This is a genomic window from Aequorivita sp. Q41 (genome assembly GCF_039831855.1).
GTDB lineage: Bacteria > Bacteroidota > Bacteroidia > Flavobacteriales > Flavobacteriaceae > Aequorivita.
The window spans coordinates 312,694-331,791 of record NZ_JBDPMS010000001.1 but is presented as its reverse complement, the minus strand read 5'-3'; the positions used below and the strand labels follow the sequence as shown (position 1 = coordinate 331,791).

The 19,098-nt window shown below is 34.2% G+C and carries 18 protein-coding genes; 7 read left to right on the top strand and 11 right to left on the bottom strand.

Annotated elements, in window-relative coordinates; genetic code table 11:
* Positions 1 to 2: 2 nt before the first annotated feature.
* A complete protein-coding gene (locus tag ABJ955_RS01535; RefSeq protein ID WP_347372840.1) occupies positions 3 to 764 on the bottom strand; it encodes a glycosyltransferase family 2 protein in 762 nt (253 codons plus the stop codon).
* A gap of 59 nt (positions 765 to 823) precedes the next feature.
* On the opposite strand from ABJ955_RS01535, the gene ABJ955_RS01530 reads away from it, so the two are divergent.
* A complete protein-coding gene (locus ABJ955_RS01530) occupies positions 824 to 1,528 on the top strand; it encodes a polysaccharide deacetylase family protein (protein WP_347372839.1) in 705 nt (234 codons plus the stop codon).
* A 29-nt stretch (positions 1,529 to 1,557) separates the two neighbouring features.
* Here the strand turns inward: ABJ955_RS01530 and ABJ955_RS01525 are convergent, their stop codons facing one another.
* Positions 1,558 to 2,295 carry a glycosyltransferase family 2 protein gene (locus ABJ955_RS01525; RefSeq protein ID WP_347372838.1) on the bottom strand — a complete coding sequence of 246 codons (738 nt, stop codon included), beginning with the start codon at positions 2,293 to 2,295 and terminating at the stop codon, positions 1,558 to 1,560.
* 128 nt (positions 2,296 to 2,423) lie between these two features.
* On the opposite strand from ABJ955_RS01525, the gene ABJ955_RS01520 reads away from it, so the two are divergent.
* Positions 2,424 to 4,109 carry a glycosyltransferase family 2 protein gene (locus ABJ955_RS01520; protein WP_347372837.1) on the top strand — a complete coding sequence of 562 codons (1,686 nt, stop codon included), beginning with the start codon at positions 2,424 to 2,426 and terminating at the stop codon, positions 4,107 to 4,109.
* Here the strand turns inward: ABJ955_RS01520 and ABJ955_RS01515 are convergent.
* Positions 4,106 to 5,179, bottom strand: a complete 1,074-nt coding sequence (locus tag ABJ955_RS01515; RefSeq protein ID WP_347372836.1) for a glycosyltransferase family 9 protein — start codon at positions 5,177 to 5,179, stop codon at positions 4,106 to 4,108. The genes ABJ955_RS01520 and ABJ955_RS01515 overlap by 4 nt on opposite strands.
* 48 nt (positions 5,180 to 5,227) lie before the next feature.
* Here ABJ955_RS01515 and ABJ955_RS01510 point away from each other — a divergent pair, with 48 nt between their 5' ends.
* Positions 5,228 to 5,977 carry a lipopolysaccharide kinase InaA family protein gene (locus ABJ955_RS01510; protein ID WP_347372835.1) on the top strand — a complete coding sequence of 250 codons (750 nt, stop codon included), beginning with the start codon at positions 5,228 to 5,230 and terminating at the stop codon, positions 5,975 to 5,977.
* Between the two features lie 49 nt (positions 5,978 to 6,026).
* Here the strand turns inward: ABJ955_RS01510 and ABJ955_RS01505 are convergent, their stop codons facing one another.
* On the bottom strand, positions 6,027 to 6,842 hold the full coding sequence (locus ABJ955_RS01505) for a 2,3,4,5-tetrahydropyridine-2,6-dicarboxylate N-succinyltransferase (RefSeq protein WP_347372834.1): 816 nt from the start codon (positions 6,840 to 6,842) through the stop codon (positions 6,027 to 6,029).
* 164 nt (positions 6,843 to 7,006) lie between these two features.
* On the opposite strand from ABJ955_RS01505, the gene ruvX reads away from it, so the two are divergent.
* From ruvX to mazG, 4 genes are all read left to right on the top strand, one after another.
* On the top strand, positions 7,007 to 7,417 hold the full coding sequence (gene ruvX / locus ABJ955_RS01500) for a Holliday junction resolvase RuvX (protein WP_347372833.1): 411 nt from the start codon (positions 7,007 to 7,009) through the stop codon (positions 7,415 to 7,417).
* A 70-nt stretch (positions 7,418 to 7,487) separates the two neighbouring features.
* Positions 7,488 to 8,078, top strand: a complete 591-nt coding sequence (gene def, locus ABJ955_RS01495) for a peptide deformylase (RefSeq protein ID WP_347372832.1) — start codon at positions 7,488 to 7,490, stop codon at positions 8,076 to 8,078.
* Positions 8,079 to 8,143: 65 nt separating this feature from the next.
* Complete coding sequence (locus tag ABJ955_RS01490) at positions 8,144 to 8,689, top strand: DUF5606 domain-containing protein (protein WP_347372831.1); 546 nt, start codon at positions 8,144 to 8,146, stop codon at positions 8,687 to 8,689.
* A gap of 96 nt (positions 8,690 to 8,785) precedes the next feature.
* A complete protein-coding gene (mazG, locus tag ABJ955_RS01485) occupies positions 8,786 to 9,559 on the top strand; it encodes a nucleoside triphosphate pyrophosphohydrolase (protein WP_347372830.1) in 774 nt (257 codons plus the stop codon).
* 59 nt (positions 9,560 to 9,618) lie between these two features.
* On the opposite strand, the gene ABJ955_RS01480 is transcribed toward mazG, so the two are convergent.
* The 7 genes from ABJ955_RS01480 to ABJ955_RS01450 all read right to left on the bottom strand — a co-directional run bounded on the left by ABJ955_RS01480 (position 9,619) and on the right by ABJ955_RS01450 (position 19,069).
* The gene (locus ABJ955_RS01480) at positions 9,619 to 11,619 is read right to left on the bottom strand and encodes a DUF349 domain-containing protein (RefSeq protein WP_347372829.1); all 2,001 of its coding nucleotides are present in this window, start codon (positions 11,617 to 11,619) and stop codon (positions 9,619 to 9,621) included.
* 102 nt (positions 11,620 to 11,721) lie between these two features.
* Positions 11,722 to 12,453: a shikimate dehydrogenase gene (locus ABJ955_RS01475; protein ID WP_347372828.1), complete on the bottom strand. Its 732-nt coding sequence runs from the start codon at positions 12,451 to 12,453 to the stop codon at positions 11,722 to 11,724.
* Positions 12,446 to 13,468, bottom strand: coding sequence for a DUF368 domain-containing protein (locus tag ABJ955_RS01470; protein ID WP_347372827.1), 1,023 nt, complete (start codon positions 13,466 to 13,468; stop codon positions 12,446 to 12,448). The genes ABJ955_RS01475 and ABJ955_RS01470 overlap by 8 nt, the downstream gene beginning before the upstream one ends.
* A gap of 35 nt (positions 13,469 to 13,503) precedes the next feature.
* A complete protein-coding gene (locus tag ABJ955_RS01465) occupies positions 13,504 to 14,484 on the bottom strand; it encodes a DUF368 domain-containing protein (RefSeq protein ID WP_347372826.1) in 981 nt (326 codons plus the stop codon).
* 34 nt (positions 14,485 to 14,518) lie between these two features.
* Positions 14,519 to 15,919, bottom strand: a complete 1,401-nt coding sequence (locus ABJ955_RS01460) for a tetratricopeptide repeat protein (protein WP_347372825.1) — start codon at positions 15,917 to 15,919, stop codon at positions 14,519 to 14,521.
* A 141-nt stretch (positions 15,920 to 16,060) separates the two neighbouring features.
* Positions 16,061 to 17,245: an aspartate aminotransferase family protein gene (locus tag ABJ955_RS01455; protein ID WP_347372824.1), complete on the bottom strand. Its 1,185-nt coding sequence runs from the start codon at positions 17,243 to 17,245 to the stop codon at positions 16,061 to 16,063.
* A gap of 102 nt (positions 17,246 to 17,347) precedes the next feature.
* Complete coding sequence (locus ABJ955_RS01450) at positions 17,348 to 19,069, bottom strand: OstA-like protein (RefSeq protein ID WP_347372823.1); 1,722 nt, start codon at positions 19,067 to 19,069, stop codon at positions 17,348 to 17,350.
* Positions 19,070 to 19,098: the final 29 nt, after the last annotated feature.

Below are 19,098 nucleotides of genomic sequence, written 5' to 3'. Positions count from 1 at the left end.
TTTTAATCGATTTTACGATATAAAAGCCAAAGATTTACATACCGTTTAAAAACCGAAAAAGCACTTACATAGGCTAAAATAAACCCTTCTTTGCCGTCCAGAATTCCCAGTCTAAAAATAAATTGATTCCAAAAACGATAAAAAGGACGGAATAGAAAATGATAATAATTAGGTTTTTTTCCTTTTTTATAAAGCATTTCCGCTTGTAGCGCACTATACTGATGCATTTTTGAAGTATAAGTATCGAATGATTTATAGGTGTGGTGCGGAAGACTGTTTTTTAAATTCTCACTTTCCCCATTAACCTCCAAAGTCTCGTGAACTAAATTTGCGTTGTACTTACAGTATTTTTTATTGAAAAAACGCACAATATAATCATTCTGCAAACCACTATATTTTATGCGTTTTTCCATAAAATAGAAGTCGCGTTTTACTAAATAAGCAATGGCAGTTGGGTTTTTGGAAAGTTCAATTATTTCTTTTGCAAGGGCAGGCGTTATTTCTTCATCTAAGTCAAAAAAAGTTACCCAAGCGTTATTTGCTTTTGAAATCGCAAAATTTTTCTGTTTAGAGAAGTTGTCAAATTTCCGCTGATAAACAGTTACCTTTTCGTGTTTTTCGGCCAAGGAAACGGTTTCATCCGTGCTAAAAGAGTCTACAATAACGATTTCATCAACAAACCAAAGGCTTTTTATATAAGCTTCAATAGTATGCGCTTCGTTGAGCGTAATAGCAAGGGCGGTGATTTTTGTAGCGTTTTCCAAAAACGAGTTGTAGTTTGTGTAAAAGTAATAATTTTACAAGTATAAAATTTAAAACAATTATGGAGAAGCTGCCAATTTTAATGTACCACCACATTACTGTGGAAGAAGGGAAGGGCTTGACTATTTCAGCAGAAAAACTTGAAAAGCAATTCAAGCACTTGGCTGAGAATGGGTATAAAACTTTTCATTTAAAGGAACTTTTCCAACTAAAAAAACTGCCAAAAGGTAAAAATATAGTAATCACTTTTGATGATGGCTATGTAAGCCAGATGGAACACGCACTACCGTTGTTGAAAAAATATAAATTGAAAGCTACTTTTTTTGTCCCACTTAATTTTTTAGGAAAAACCGATAGTTGGAACACTTCTTCCATAGAAATAATGACCGCGACACAATTAAAATCTCTTGACTCAAAGTTTGTTGAGTTAGGTTTCCATACGTTTTATCATAAAAAAATTACGGAACTTTCCAATGCTGAAATTGAATTAGATACGCAGAAGTGTATTGATTTTGTTGCTGAAAACAAACTAAAATTTTCTTCCATAGTAGCTTATCCATACGGTAAATTTCCAAAGAAAATAAAGCAAAATGAAGCTTTCAAAAAAGTATTAAAACAGCATGGAATTCAACTTGGGTTGCGAATTGGAAATAGAATAAATCATTTTCCATTTAAAAAACCCTTCGAAATTGAACGAATTGACATAAAAGGAGAATATTCAATGTTAAAGTTTCGGCAGAAAATCCGATTTGGAAAGCTTTTTTGATACTAAATAATTATTTTCACTATTCAATCTTACCGAATCCCTTTTTGCAAAAGCATCAACTTAACATACCGTTCAAAAACACCGTAGGCATTTACAGCGGCAACGGTCATTCCAGGCACACCATCACGAAAACCACCTTTTAAAATAAAGGAACGAAAAAAACGATAGGGTGGTTTAAAAAACAGATGAAACCAAGTTGCTTTTTTGCCTTTGTCAAATTGCTGTTGCGCTTGAAACCAAGCATACGATTCTTTTTTTGAAATATAACTGTTTAAGCCTTTGTAGGTAAAATGAAGCATTTTATTTTTTAATTTTCCAATGCTGCCTTCACAATTCAGTTTTTCATGAACGGAACCCGAAAATTTAGCGTCATTTCTTTTTACTAATCGCAACACATCATCACTGTGATGGTATAAAAAACGATTCATATAAAAATGCGGGAAATTTATTTTGTAGCCTCCGTGTTTGGGGTTTTTAAGAACTTCTTTTATTTCGGCTTCAAGCGAATGCGTAACCCGTTCATCAGCATCTACAAATAATACCCAATCTCCAGTAGCTTCTTTTAAGGCAGCGTTTTTTTGGTTTGAAAAATTATCAAATTTCCGTTGAAGAAATTTTGTAGTGTATTTTTTGGCTATTTCAGGAGTTTTATCACTGCTGAAAGAATCAATTACAATAATTTCATCTGCAAAAGAAACAGAAAACAAAGCATCTTCTAGGTAGGCTTCTTCGTTGAATGTAGGTATGATTACTGTAAGTTTCAGCATTTTATTTTTGCTAAAAATTCACAAATTATTGTTTTAACTATTTGTGAATTAATGATTCTTTAGTTTTTTCGAAATTACAACTTTTTGTTTCGTGAGCCAACTTGATAAATAACTTTATCTTTGTAGTAATGAAGCAACTTGATACCTCCATAATAATAAGTACCTACAACTCCAGCGATTGGTTAGAGAAGGTTTTGTACGGCTATAATAATCAGACTTATAGGCAATTTGAAGTTGTAGTTGCGGATGATGGTTCAAACGATGAAACACTGCAATTGCTAAAAAGGATTGAAGCCGAAGTTTTTTATCCCATTGTTCATGTTTGGCATGAGGATAAAGGTTTTCAGAAATCTCAAATCTTAAATAAAGCAATTCAGCAATGCAGTGCCGAGTATATAATCATGAGCGACGGCGACTGTATTCCTCGGAAAGATTTTGTTGAGCAACACGTTAAATACCGTGAAGAAGGTTATTTTCTATCTGGGGGCTATTTTATGTTGCCGATGGGTATTTCTAAAGAAATTAGCAAGGAAGATGTTTATTCAGAAAAATGTTTTGATGTTGCTTGGCTTAAAAAGCATGGCCTTCATTCTTCATTTAAAAATAACAAACTTTATTCAGGTCCTATAAAAGCATCCCTTTTAAATGCTTTTACACCCACCAACGCAAGTTGGAATGGCCACAATGCCTCAGGATGGAAAAAGGATATTGTGGCAATAAATGGTTTTGATGAGCGCATGCAGTATGGCGGACAAGACCGTGAGCTTGGAGAACGTTTAATAAATTTAGGAATAAAAAGTAAACAGATTCGTTATAACGCGGTTGTGTTGCATTTAGACCATCCACGGGGGTATAAAAATAAGCAATCCATAGAAAAAAATCTTGCTATTCGTAAGTTGACACGGGAACAAAAAAAGAAGTGGACACCGTATGGAATTGTGAAAAATGCAGATTCCACACCTTATATTTCTGTTATTGTAAGTACTTATAACCAACCAGAATGGCTTGAAAAAGCACTTTGGGGTTTTGAGCAACAGCATGAAAAGAATTTTGAAATTATTATTGCTGATGATGGTTCAAGACAAGAAACTAAAGCAATGATAGATTCTTTCAAACAAAACTCTTCGTTAAATATTACGCATGTTTGGCAAGAAGATGACGGTTTTCAGAAGACGAAAATTTTAAATAAAGCGATAAGTATTTCAAAGGGAGAATATTTAATTTTCACAGATGGTGATTGTATTCCTCGGAATGATTTAGTTTCTACACATTTAGGCTTAAGTCGACCAGGGTGTTTCCTTTCTGCTGGATATTTTAAGCTTTCTATGAAAATTTCGAATCAGATTACAAAAAATGATATTGAAACTCAGCGCTGTTTTAATGCAAAGTGGCTTTTGAAACATGGTTTGAAAAAGACTTTTAAAATTAATAAGCTTACATCGTACGGATTTAAGGAAGATTTTTTAAACACTTTTACACCTACAAGTGCTACATGGGATGGAAATAATGCATCTGGCTGGCGTAAAGATGTACTAGCTGTTAATGGTTTTGACGAACGAATGCAATACGGAGGCGAAGACCGTGAAATGGGCGAGCGTTTGATGAATTATGGCATAAAACCTTTACAGATTAGGTATAGTACCGTTACCTTGCACCTGGATCATGAACGTGGTTATGTAACTAAAGAAATGTTTGTTAAAAACAAAGCAATCCGAAAAATTACTAAACAGGAAAAACGGGTTTGGACAGAATTCGGGATTGTTAAATCTCCAAAATCTGAAAATTTTCAGAAGAAAGAAAGCTTAAGTAATTAGACAGCATATTCTGAAAGATGATGCTCCAAAAAGGGTTTTAACTTCAAAAGGATCATAGCAGGGGTTAATTCTTTGTATAGCGAATGTGGGTCTTCTTCAATTTTTCGGCGTTCTTCAAGCGTAAAACTGCTAAAAAGATTGGGGTTTTCTTCCAGTAAATGAATAGAATCGTGTTTGTCGCCATCCTCAAAACTGCACCAATGTTCTTTGTTTACATAGGGAGAATAGATGGTGAACGTTGGTTTTTCTAACGCTTTAGTAATGTGTACACTTCCACCTTCATTTGAAACTAGAAGGGTACATTGATTCATTAATTTTATAAAACCGCGAATGGAATCTTCATAAATATCCAAGTTTATCTGGTTTTTATTTTGGCACATTTCATACACTTTTAACGCTTCTTCTTTTTGGTTAGGTGCATAATTAAAAAGTATAGTGCCTTTATAATTGGTTGTTATATAGTCAACTATTTTAACCATATAATCATATGGCATGGATTTTTGCGGGGTGCTACCCAAAATACCTAGCATAATTACAGGTTTTTGAAGCGAAGCTATACGCGCATATTTTTTTTCTTCTTCAGTCAAAAAAATTTTTGGGGTATATTCAGCCTGCTTTAATTCAAAAACAGAAGTAATCATATTTATTCTATCTTCAATTGCTTTTCCACAATTTTTAGAACGGTGCTCTAAAAAACTAATGGGGTGTGTATAGAATGGTAGTTTTAATTCCTTGTGCGCACGTTTAAGGCCGATTCTGAATTTAGTACCAGAAAACAAACAAATTAATCGACTTTGAAGTTTGGAATATGGGTCGAAAATAATATCGTAATTCTCCTTTCTTATTTTTGATATAGTCTGTAATAACTTTGGAAAACTCTTGAGTTCTTTTTCTTTAACGGAAATAACTTGGTCAATATTTGGGTTGTTTTCCAAAACTCCAGTAGTATAATCATATACAAAATAAGTAACTTTACTATCTGGGAAAATAGTTTTAATATTATTAGCAATAACGGAGCTGATTAGCACATCGCCAATTCTTTTGTTCTGTATTACGAGTATTTTCTTCATATAGTTTACCTTCGCAAAATACCTTTTTTGAATTTATCTTTTTTATAAATGCGTGAGAATTTTGTAATTCACCCTGATTATTCCCCTTTAGCTGCAAAGCTAATGGATGTGCTTATTAATTTTTCAAAAAAAGGAGAATATGTTACTAAGGGCGATCGCAATGTTATAAAAAGGGTTCAGCTTGAGGGGACTATTTTTAATATTAAAAAGTTTAAAACTCCTAATGTTTTTCAATCAATAGTATATCAATTTCTTCGGAAAAGCAAGGCGAAAAGATCCTACGAATATGCTTCAAAGTTGATAGGTTTTGGTATTAATACGCCTTTTCCGGTTGGCTATTTAGAAGTTTTTTCGGGTGGATTAAAGGAGAGTTTTTACATTAGTAAGCATATAAATTACGATTTTGATTTCCGAGAATTAATACACAATCCAAAATTCAAAAATCGGAATGAAATTTTAAGGCAGTTTACTAAATTCACATTTAAGCTTCATGAAAATGGTATAAACTTTTTAGACCATTCGCCAGGAAACACCTTGATAGTAGATAATGGAGGTAATAATTATGAATACTATCTAATCGATTTAAACCGCATGCGGTTTGAGCCTATGGATTTTAACGCACGTATGCATAATTTTAGAAGACTATGGCTTTCAAAAACCATGATAAAAGTAATGGCAGAAGAATATGCCACCTTATATACTAAACCTGTTGACAGCACCTATGCGATGATGTTACATTACAGTAGACAGTTTCAGAAAAAAATTAATAGCAAAAAACTAAGAAGAAGAAGAAAATAAGCAGTATTTAAATGTAGCTTGCAAGCTGCATTTAAATACTGCTTAGCTTTTATACAGCTACTCCATATTCTCGAAGCGCATCATTTAAAGAAGTCTTTAAATTTGTACTTTTCTTTCGTTGCCCAATAATTAATGCACAAGGTACTTGAAACTCACCAGCAGGAAATTTTTTGGTGTAACTTCCAGGAATTACTACAGAACGCTCTGGAACATAGCCTTTTATTTCGACTGAATTTTCACCAGTTACATCAATAATTTTTGTAGAAGCAGTAAGTACTACATTGGCACCTAAAACAGCTTCTTTACCAACGCGTACACCTTCCACAACAATACAGCGCGAACCTATAAAAGCATTATCTTCAATAATCACTGGTGCAGCTTGCAAAGGTTCTAGAACACCGCCAATTCCTACGCCGCCACTTAGGTGTACATTTTTGCCAATTTGTGCACAGCTGCCCACTGTAGCCCAGGTATCAACCATTGTTCCTTCATCTACATACGCACCAATATTTACATAGCTTGGCATTAAAATAACCCCTTTAGAAATATAGGCACCATGACGTGCAACTGCGTGGGGCACTACACGAATGCCTTTAGCTTCGTAGCCTCTTTTTAATGGAATTTTATCGTGATATTCAAAAATTCCAGCTTCCATTGTTTCCATTTTTTGGATTGGAAAATAAAGAACAATAGCCTTTTTTACCCATTCATTTACTTGCCATCCGTTTGCTGTTGGTTCAGCGCAACGCAAGGTTCCTGCATCACAAAGGGCTACTACTTCGCGGATTGCGTTTATTGTTTCTGTTTCTGAAAGTAGCGAGCGGTCATCCCAAGCTTTCTCTATGGTTTGCTGTAGTTCAGTCATATTTTTTAATCCTATAAATTTTATTATTTGGATGGGAATTTCATTTTTCACCAAACATCCCTATTTTGGTTATTAGCTATTTTTATACAAATATAAAACCTCAATCTCAATTAATGGTTCATTTTTAGCATACTATTTCCGAAACCCTTATTTTTGCAGTCTATATGGGAAGGATTTTAGCATTAGATTATGGAAGTAAACGCACAGGAATCGCCATTACAGACGAGTTGCAGTTAATTGCTTCAGGTTTAAAAACAGTACCTACTGCCGATTTGATGAATTTTTTAAAGGAATATATAGCTGTAGAAAAAGTGGAGCTCGTTTTGGTGGGAGAACCTAAACAGAAGGATGGAACACATTCTAATATTGAAGCCGAAATTCAGAAGTTTTTAAAGAAATTTTCAAATGTTTTTTCCAATTTAGAGGTAAAACGTGTAGATGAACGTTATACCAGTAAAATGGCTTTTCAAACAATGATTGATAGCGGCTTGAAAAAAAAACAACGCCAGAATAAAGCATTGGTTGATGAAATTAGTGCAACCATTATTTTACAAGAGTATCTTTATAACAAATAGATTTTAAAGAAGTTTGCGACACCATTTTTTAGTAAGCAAGTACTTCCATAAATAATAATAGAATATAAAAATGATAGTACCGATTGTAGCCTACGGCGATCCAGTTTTAAGAAAACAAACTGAAGAAATTACAAAGGAGTACCCAAAACTTGACGTGCTTATAGAAAACATGTTTGAAACCATGTATGAAGCACGCGGAATAGGCTTGGCTGCGCCACAAATTGGGGTAGCTGTTCGTCTTTTTATTGTAGATGCAACTCCGTTTGAGGATGATGATGAGCTTTCTGAAGAAGAACAAAAATTTGTTTCTACCTTCAAAAAAGTTTTTATAAATCCAAAAATAATTGAAGAATCTGGTACTGAATGGGCATTTAACGAAGGTTGTTTGAGTATTCCTGAGGTACGAGAGGATGTTTTTAGACAACCAAACATCGTTGTGGAATATGAAGATGAGAATTTTAAAAAACACACAGAAAATTTCAGTGGGATTGTAGCGCGAATTATTCAGCATGAATACGACCATATTGAAGGTATTTTGTTCACTGACAAGCTTTCCCCCTTAAAGAAAAGATTGATAAAAAGTAAATTGGCAAATATTTCTAAAGGAAAAGTAGGCGTTGATTATCGGATGAAATTCCCAAATGCAAAAAAGAAACGTTAACTCTTTTGGAAATATAAACCAAACCAAAGATATTTGCATCCATTATAACATTTTAAAAGGATTTTATGAGTTTAGAAAAAGTGCTTTCCATAGCCGGTAAACCCGGTCTATATAAATTGAAAACCCAAACCCGTGCAGGATTTCTTGCAGAATCGCTTTTGGATGGAAAAACCATAAATGTAAGTGGTCGCCACAATGTGAGTTTGCTTTCTGAAATTGCGATATATACACTTTCAGAAGAAGTTCCACTTCGTGAAGTTTTTAATAAGATTTCTGAAAAAGAAGAAGGAAAAGAAGCGATAAATCATAAGGCTTCAAAAGAAGAATTGGAAGAATATTTCTTTAGTGTTATGCCAGATTATGATGAAGATCGTGTGTACGCAAGTGATATCAAGAAAGTTGTACAGTGGTATAATATGCTTATAAAAAATGGAATTACAGATTTTTCTGAAGCAAAAGAAGAAACGGCTGAAGTAGAAAAAGAAGTAAAAGCAGCTACAACTAAAAAGGGTACTGCTCCAAAAGCAACAAATCCAAAATCAGCTTCCCCAAAGGCATCTTCAGCAAAAAAAGGAGGAGCCACTAAAAGTGCAGCTTCACGTAAAACCTAAAATTGAAAAGTAATTTTCACTAATTTAAATCCCGTCAGTAAGCACTTTCGGGATTTTTTTCTTTAATTACATTTAAAATTATAGAATATTTATACTATGAACTCTAGAGAAAACCAATTAAATGCTTTTGATAGGCTGTTAACTATTATGGATGAGTTGCGAGAGCAATGCCCTTGGGATAAAAAGCAAACCATGGAAAGCCTACGTCACTTAACCATAGAGGAAACCTATGAGTTAGGCGATGCAATTCTGGATAATGATTTGGATGAAGTAAAAAAAGAATTGGGAGATGTGTTATTGCACCTTGTTTTTTATGCTAAAATAGGAAGCGAAACGAATGATTTTGACATTGCAGATGTTTGTAATAGCATTTGTGAAAAATTAATTTCACGACACCCACATATTTATGGCGATGTTAAAGTTGCTGATGAAGAAGAGGTAAAACAAAATTGGGAAAGTTTAAAACTCAAAGAGGGTAAAAGCAGTGTTTTGGAGGGGGTTCCAAAATCATTGCCAGCACTGGTAAAAGCAAGTAGAATTCAAGATAAAGTAGCGGGTGTGGGCTTTGATTGGGAAGAACCGCAGCAAGTTTTTGAAAAATTGCAAGAAGAATTGGGTGAGTTGCAACACGAAATCAATGAAAACAATCAAGAAAAAATAGAAGCTGAATTTGGCGATGTTCTTTTTTCAATGATTAACTATGCAAGGTTCTTAAAAGTAAATCCTGAAAACGCATTAGAGCGTACCAATAAAAAGTTTATTAAACGTTTTCAGTATTTAGAAGGTAAAGCAAAAGGAATGAATAAATCCCTAAAAGATATGACGCTTGCAGAAATGGACATTTTTTGGGAAGAAGCAAAAAAGCAGTGAGAGCCATACAGTATATAGCATAAAAAAAGTGCCGGATTTAAATCCGGCACTTTTTTATTTTAATCTTCTCTTACTTCCTTAATTTTTGAAAGCTTAGCTTTCCAGACATCAAGTTGCTCTTTATGTCTGGCAATGTTTTTATGTACTTCTTTTACTAAGGGATTATTTTCATCAACGTGATGGAAAAACCCTAAGTTATTTTCCAACTGACGAATTTCATCTTTCGTTTCGTCAATCTTTTTAGAAATAAAGAAATGTTCGTTCTGAAGTTTTCTTTCATCTTCACGGTTTACGAGTGTATTTAGCTTGTTGTCAAATTTAATAAGTTCCGTTTCTTTTTTACCTAAATCTAGTTTAGAAAATAGACCGTCGAGTGTTTTATTAAATTTTTGTTCAATAGTACGTTTGTTATAAGGTACACGACCAATTTCTTTCCAAGCTGTAATATGTTCTTTTATGGTTTTTATATCAGCTTTATGATCTCCACTTAATTCAAAACTAGCTAGTTTCTCAAGCATTTGTTGCTTGGCTTCAAAATGAACAACCTCTTCTTTATTAGCTTCATTCTTTTGGGCGTGAAGGCGATCAAAATAATCGTTACATGCCTTTTTAAATTGTTTCCAAATTTTATCACTGTCCTTTCGGGGTACATGACCAATATTCTTCCAGTCGTTTTGGATTTTTTTCATCAATGCTGTCGTCACCTCAAAATCCTCACTATCCTTATTATCTTCAGCAATTTTTATAAGCTCAAGTTTCTTTTCAAGGTTGGTGTATTGTTCTTTCTTTTGGTTCTTGTAGAAACTGTTTTTTTGGTGATTAAAGTTGCCTGTAGCATCCTTAAATATTTTCCAGATTTCTTTATTATTTGCTCTTGGTACACGGCCAGTATTAAAAAATGCATCGCGAAGTTCTTGTACTTTTTTAATCGCATTTTGCCAACCTTGGTGACTCGGTTTAGCTTCTTCTGTAGCTTTTTTTATTTCTTCTACAAGCTGCTTTTTCTTCTCATAATTTGCTGCAAAATCCTTTTCCATAGCTGCCAATTGCTCCTGGCGCTTATCATGGATAATTTTTGTGGCTTCGCTAAATTTGTCCCAAACTTCATCACGATATTCTTTGGCTACAGGACCGATATCTTCTTTCCACATTTTATGAAGCATTTGAAGCTCACGGAATGCTTTATTTATATCTTCTTCCTGGCCTAATTCTTCAGCACGGGTTATCAATTTTAACTTACTGTCTAGATTGTGCTTAAAGTCAAGGTCTCTAAACTCTCTATTTAGGTGAAGAAAATCATAAAAATTTTCAACGTGATGATGGTAAGTATTCCAAACAGTGTTGTATTTATCGCGTGGAATTGCACCAGCAACATGCCATTTTTCCTGAATATCCTTAAAATGCTTGTATGTTGTGTTTATGTTTTCCTCGGCACTTAAAAGTCCTTTGAGTTCTTCAATAAGCTCCCAACGTTTGTCTAGATTGGCTTGAAGATTATTTTTTAAGGTTTTGTAATGAGTATTTCGCTTTTCTTTATAATCAAAGTAAAGTGAATTGAACTCTTTTTTTAGTGGAGTAGTGTATTGGAAGTCAATAATATTTCCGCCCTCAGCAAGAAACTCTTCTTTTTTCTGCTCTAATTCGTCATTAAATTGATTGTTGAATTCTGATCGAATTTCCTCAACCTCGTTTTTTAAGTCTTGAATTTTTTTGCTATTAAGCAAATTTTCAAGTTCAGAAACTAATTCTTTTTTTGAAAGTGAGCTATAATCTTTTTGTACTTCTTCATTGTGTTCTTCCTCCTCTTCATCATCTTCGGAAGATTTTATTTCTTCTTCATCTTCGTCAATTTCGATAGTTTCTAAAGTACCTTCTACTTCTTTCTTAGAAACATTTTCAGTGGTTTTTGAAGTGTCTTCTGTTTTTTCTTCTAAAGCTGTTTCAGCTAATTTAGTTGTAGTGTTTGCCACTTCCTTAGAAACAGTTTGTGTCTCATCAACTGAATTTGTAGTTGGTAATTCTTTTTCGTTTTCTTCCTGAGATAATTTTTCGTCAGACATTTGTTTCAATGTTTAGGTTCGTTTTTATTGGATGCTCAAGATACTAACAACTGCGCACTTGGCAAAGCACACAGCGTTTTTTTGAATCTTTTTAGCTGAAATTTATAAATTCCAAATCTCCCAAGCCTTTTCAGCTTGGAGTTCTAACATTATCAAACCATTACTGGTTTTAGTATTTTGAAGCCTTCCGCGTTTTAAAAATTCGGTTTCAGTAGGATTGTATATCAAATCGAAAAGCAAGTGTTTATTTGTTAAAAATTGATACGGAATTGGCGGACAATCTAAAACATTCGGGAATGTTCCCAAGGGGGTACAGTTTATAATTAATAGGTGGTTTTCAATTAGCTCTTTGTTTAAAGCAGCGTAATTTAGATTTATTGCACTTATAGTCCTGCTCACAAATTTAAATTCAAACCCTAATTTTTTTAGCACATAAGCCACAGCTTTTGAAGCCCCTCCAGTTCCTAAAATTAGTGCTGTTTTTTTTTCAAGAGGCAAAAATGTTTCAAGAGATTTTTGAAACCCAAAGCAGTCGGTGTTATATCCTTTAAGCTTATTTTTTTTTGAAATTTTAATGGTGTTTACTGCGCCTATTTTTTTGGCTTCAAGAGCAATATCATCCAGAAATGGAAGTATTAGCTCTTTATAGGGAATTGTAACATTTAATCCTTTTAAATTTGAAGTTTCTAAAATCAGCTTCGGAAATAAATCTATTGAAGAAATATCAAAATTGTTGTAGGAATGAGGAAGGTTTTCGTTTTCAAATTTTTCAGAAAAGTAGGTTTTTGAAAAAGAATAATCAATGTTTTTTCCTAGCAATCCAAATTTAGACATGTTGTGTGTTTTTATGAGTATCATACCAGTCTAAGCTTAGTACAATTAAAACTCCAATGATTATAAAAAATATAGCAAGGATTGTTTCCGTGCCAATTTCTGAAGGAAAGAAACGATTATAACCAATAATGATTTCTCTTCCATTGGCGTCAAATTGAATTTCACCTAAAGCATTAAGTGCATATTTTTTTTCTTTCCAAGGCCATACAACACCAAGCGATCCGGCTATAAACCCTATAATAACTGCATAAGTAGCTTTTTTAAAGCGCTTTAAAACATATGCTAAAAGATGTGAAAGGGAAACCAAACCTACTAATGATCCTAGTGAAAATACAGCCAAAACTTTTAGGAGTTCAATTCTTTGAGTATTATAAACCCAAGTGAAATCCAATTGAATAATATTGGCAAACGTATCAAAAAGGGCATTTACAGAATCGACTAAAAGTAAGACATAATTCCCAAAGAGCATCAAGATAAAAGAACCTGAAAGCCCAGGTAATGTCATTCCAGAAACGCTAATAATCCCGCAGAAAAAAACGAAAAAGAGATTGCTATTTTCCTTTGCAGGCTCAAGAAAACTTATGGCTACTCCAGCAATAACACCACAAAGTAGATAAATTGCATACTTCCGATTCCAGTCGCCAAAATCTTTTGCAATGAAGTATATAGACCCTATAATCATTCCGAAGAAAGCACTCCAAACATATAATTCATAATGAACAATTAAGTAATCGAGAAGCTTGGAGACACTAAAATAGCTTATTATCATTCCCAAAATTAGGAGGCTTAAAAACTGTCCGTTGGTATATTTATAAAAGCTTTTAAAACGTCCGTAAAAAAATAGTTTGAATGCTTTTTTATTCACTTTTTGAAGTGAGTAAATAAACTCTTCATAAAAACCAGCTACGAAAGCTACAACGCCACCCGAAACCCCCGGAACCTTATTTGCCGCACCCATTCCGAGTCCTTTTAGGACTAGCCAAACTTTGTCAGAAAAAGATCGGTGTTGGTGCATTTGTTTGTTTCTGAGCTTAGGGTTTTATTTGTTTGCTATTCATTTTCGATTGTGACTTTTTTTCCGGCAATCCTTTCTAATAAGAAAATTGTTAAAAATCCAATTATCGCAAAAACAATAGCATATACTACTTGTGACTCTCCTTGATAATGTTGTGGAAGAATGCTTTTTTCAATAAAAGGAACTTTTTCCCCTGCATGACTCATTCTGTATTGCAATACTTCTTTCCACGGCCATATTTTATTGAGCGCACCTATCATAAACCCTGTTAAGACTGCCAATATTAAATTTTTATGGTGTTTAAACATCCAATTTAATACTCTAGAAAACATTTTTAGACCTAAAATAGCACCGACTCCAAATATTGAAAGTTTACTGAGCGCGCCAAAAAATAGGGTGCTGTTGAGGGTAGTTATCCCTTCTCCAAATTCTGTGATAATCCCAATAACAGTAGTGTAGGCACCTAAAAGTAAAAGAATAAAAGAACCAGAAATACCAGGAAGTATCATTGCTATGATAGCAATAAACCCTGCAAAAAATAAAAACCATGTGCTTTCTGGAGAACCAACGGGGTCTGCAATTGTAATTAAGTATGAAAGTATTGAGGCAATTACTAGCGCTACTATAACAGGCATTTTCCAGATAGTTACTTGCTTTCCTACATATATAATACTGGCAATTACCAACCCGAAGAAAAACGCCCATATCAGTATTGGATAGGTGTCTAAAAGCCAGGTAATTAATTTTGCAAGTGAAATAATACTGATAAAAACACCTAAAAAAAGAGCTGCTAAAAATGACAGGTTATACTGTTTCCAAGCCTTTAAAAAACCTTCTTTTTTCCAGATTTTAAAAAAGCCTAAATCTATATTATGTATGGTTTGAATAAGCTCTTCATAGATGCCAGAAATGAAAGCGATTGTACCGCCAGATACACCTGGAACTACGTCTGCAGCACCCATTGCAAGGCCTTTTGCAGTAATTATTAAGTATTGAAGGAAATTTCTTTGAGGCATAATTTTCTTTTGCTATGCTTCAAAAATACACAAATTAAAGAGAAGGATTTTTGTGTTGTTTGATTATTTCTTTAACCGTTTTCATTTCATAAACCAGGGGGAATAATTCTTCAATAATCATCACAAAATCAGCTTCTGTTTTAAGTGCATTTTTTAAATGAAATGCTCCTTTATCACTTTCGCTTAGCGTAAAATATAGCCCAGAAAGACGGTATTCTATTTCGGCATGCTGAGGGTAGAACTCCAAGGCCTGGTTAAAATTATTTACTGCTGCTTCATATTCGCCTAAATTGGTAAGAATGTCGCCTCGTGTTAACCATGATTCAAGTTCATAATTACCAAGCTCTAAGGCTTTTCTATAGCCTACTTCAGCTTCTTCAAAAAGATTTAAACGGTTGTTTATTTTAGCATATCGTTTCCAGTAAAGTATGTTTTCACTGTCAATATTGATGGCTTTTTCAATGAAATAAAGCGCTTTTTGAAATTGTTTGTTTTTAGTGTAAAAGTCTGTAATTGCAATCCAACCTTTATCTAATAAGGAATCTTCTTCTACGCATTTTGTATAGAATTGAAGTGCCATTTCTGCATTTCCAAGTTTTTCATAGCATTTTCCGATTCGTAATAACGCATATGAAGTTGGGTCGTCTAAGCCTAAAGTGATGGAGTAGCTTTCAATAGCTTCTTCATATTGTTTTAGTTTTTCTAAGACTTTTCCTTTTTCAAGGTATGCACCTATAAAACGGTCATCACTAATTATAGCAAAATCAAAAGCTGCAAGCGCTTTTTTGTAATCTTTAAGCTCGTAATATTGTTTTCCTACTTGATGCCAAGCAACTTCGCAATAAGGGTTTTTGTTTAAAAAATCATTTAAATAGTCTATAGCAGCTTCATATTCATCAAGATATTCAAAGCAATATATAATGTTGTAAAGCGCTGAATAATCCTCTTCATCTTCTTCTAAACATTTCATAAAATAATGTTTGGCATTTTGGTAATCTTCCATAAAAAGATACTCCATGCCTAATAATGACAATACATCTGCTACATCATCAGTTATTTCTAATGCTTGTTCAAGAAGCACAATCGCTTCTTTATGTTTATCGCGTCGTGAAAAAATGTTTGCTTTTTGAATGTAAATTTCCTCGTTGCTTTGTTCTAATTGGTACAATTCATCTAAAAGTTCATCGGCGATGTCCAATTGATTCTCAAAAATGTACATCTCTATTTGAAAAAGCTTTAGGTTTGTTGAGGAAGGATGCTGCTCTAGGCCAAGCTTAGTGGCTTTTTTAGCCAAGGCAATTTTTCCGTTTTCAAGATAGTGGTGCACTATTTCTTCAAATTCCTCTGAATCGAAAAAAAGAACGCTGTTGGTTTTCAGCATAGATTCGAATCTGGCAAGTGAGAAGTTGTTATGTTCGTTTGAACTTAATTGCATACACACGGTTTAACGGTTTCTTCTATTTTAAAGATACTAATGTATAATCAAGTTCAATAGTTATGCCGTCTTTATTGTTAACGAACTTATCAACAAACCGCCATTTGTTAATCAATTGAAAATTAATTATTTATGTAATTTTTATTGCGATTGGATGCTATTTAAAACCCTTGTCAGTATTTTGCAACCAGCTTCAATTTCGTTATTGCTTATTGTTAGTGGCGGTGTTATACGGAGCGCACGACCTTCAAAGAGTAGCCAAAATAGAATTAATCCCTGATCTTTACAGGCTAGAATTACTTGAGAAGCAATTTCTGGAGATTCCAACATTGCTGCTAGCATCAGGCCTTTACCACGAACTTCTTTTATTAACGGATGTTTTAACAATTTTCTAAAAAGCTTTTCTTTTTCAAGTGTTTGCTGAATTAAGTCAGTTTCTGTCAGCTCCTGTAGTGTTGCCAAAGCGGCAGCCGCAATTACAGGATTTCCGCCAAAAGTGGTTATATGTCCAAGTTTTGGATTGTCTTGAAGTAGTGCCATTAGAGCGTGTGATGTTGTAAAAGCACCAATAGGCAAGCCACCTCCCATTCCTTTTCCTAACACCAAAATATCTGGAACAATATCAAAATATTCAAAAGCGAAGAGTTTTCCTGTACGTCCAAATCCAGGTTGAATTTCATCAAGTATTAGCAGTGTGCCCGTTTCATCACAACGTTGACGCACTTTTTTTAAATACTCGTTTTTAGGCTGAATAAAGCCAGCGCCACCTTGTATGGTTTCTAAAATTAGAGCTGCAGTTTCTGAATTTATTTTTTGCAAATCTTCCTCATTATTGAAGTTAATAGGAAAACAATCCGGAAGTAATGGTTTAAAAGCATTCTTACGTTCCTCAAACCCCATCACACTCATTGCGCCCATTGTGTTTCCGTGATACGCGTTGGTTGCATATAAAATTTGACTTCTGCCTGTTGCACGACGCGCTAGTTTTAAGGCGCCTTCAATTGCTTCAGTACCACTATTTACCAAATAAGTGGTATTTAAATTTTGCGGAAGGTTTTTAGAAAGCAGTTTTGTAAGTTCCACAGCAGGCTCTTGAATATATTCCCCATATACCATAACATGCAAATATTTCCCCACTTGCTTTTTAATTGCCGAAACCACGCGTGGATGACAATGCCCCAAAGTGCAAGCAGAAACTCCTGCTACAAAATCCAAATGCTTTTTACCAGTAGTGTCGTAAATATAACTTCCTTTTGCATGCGAAATTTCTAATGCCAGAGGGTGCGGGCTTGTCTGAGCTTGGTATTTTAAGAAATCTTTTTTCATTTAATTAAGTGAATATTTTTGCGCGGTAAGTTGATTCTAAAAGACGTTTTTTATTATGTCAGTTAGAGTTAGTTATCTTTTTTTTGGAGTAGTGTCATTTACTTACTGAATAGAGTCCCGTTTTGCTTCACTTTCTTGTGTTTCAGGCTTGGGATCATCTGGTCTGTCCTGCAAATCTTTCGGACTAAGCTTTGATTCTTCTGGGATATCAATTTCCTCGTCGGGGACCTCTTCAAAAAACGCACCTTCATCTTTTGGTAAAGGTATTCCTGTTATTTTTGGGAGTACGGGGGCTATTTTCCCCTTAAATAAATCTTCTACGGTATAAAGTCTTTCCTCACCACGCCATTGAAAACCAGGGAGAATCCGTGCGTTTTCTGGTAGCATAGAAGGCGGGTATACTTTTCCTGTAGCTTTTTTAATAAATCGAATTCCTGAAATTTGTTGTTTTTCCAGATACATTTGTATAGCGCTGGAAACAGTATTGTTTATACCAACCAATTCACCTTTGTCGTTCCGAGAATAATAAATTACCTGAGCATTTCGATCAATATTTACAGTGTCTAGCTCATTATTTGTGAAAAGACCTATAAGCCGTTCCCCTTTTACTTGGTTGAAACCCAGGCTGTCCTTTTGGACTAAAAATGCATTATTAAAAACTTTTAAAGTATCTAGCTTGCCTGTAATTGTGTCAGATAAAATATGTATCGTATCACCAATCATTTGGTTTTCGCCACTCCATAAAACTGGATTGCGAAGTAATTTTGTGATTCCTTTTTTTTGGTTTAGGTAAATTGAGTCGCATTTTCCACTTGTAGGTTCGTCTCCTTCTTTTCCGGGTTTGAATAATCTGGCGCGGTAAAAACCTTTAACAATTCTGTTTTCTGGTTTGCCCGTTACTTGTAGTGTGTCTGCGTGAACGTATATGGAATCTCCATCACGAACTGTAATGGCAACGGCTCTTTTCGTTATAAAAACAGAATCTTTTTCACGGAAAACTTCAGCATAATGACCCCGGATGACACTTTTATTTACAGTATCTAAAACCCGAATGTTGTTTGTAGCGGAAGCAAAACTTTTATTTCGATTAAAATAAATGCTATCGCCATACAATGTTCTATTTTCATAATCTACTTTAGAATTTTTTACGAAATATCCCGTGTCACCTCGCGTATCATAATAGCCACGTTCACAGTAAACGGTGCTTGTTTCACTAACAATCGTAGAAGGCCCGTAAAGATAGGCAGCGCCGGTTTCGGAATAAAAATCCAGTTGATTGCTATTTACGGTATATTTTGGGTTAACAATTTTTACGTTTGAAAGGAACTCATACTTTTTGCTTTCTGCAAAATACCTTCCGGAACGACTTGTTAAAACACTTGCAGTATCACGGACTGTCCCGCCAGTTCTATAATAAGCCTGTTGTTTTATTCTGTCAAAATAAAGAGTGTCTGTTTTTAAAGTAGTTTTTGGTTCGGTGAGCACCACATCGCCACTGGCAAAAGCAAACTGCGTATTTCCATTATATTCTCCATATTTACTATGCATAGAAATAGTATCGCCTTGAGAAATACGCACCGAGCCATACGCTTTTACAAAGTTGTTTTTTAGGTAAACAAAAGCTTGATCACACCACATTTCTACACCTTCATGAACAATATAAACCTGCCCAGTTTCATCTTTTGTGTAGATAGCGGCATCAGGAAATTCAGGGCGTAATTCAAGGTATCCAGATTGGATATCTACTTTTTGTTTTTCCTGTGCGAAAAGCGTATTTCCGAAGAAAAACAAAGTAATAATAACTATGAATTGTGATATTTTCAAAAAAGATTTATTTGTCATTAGCAACGAAA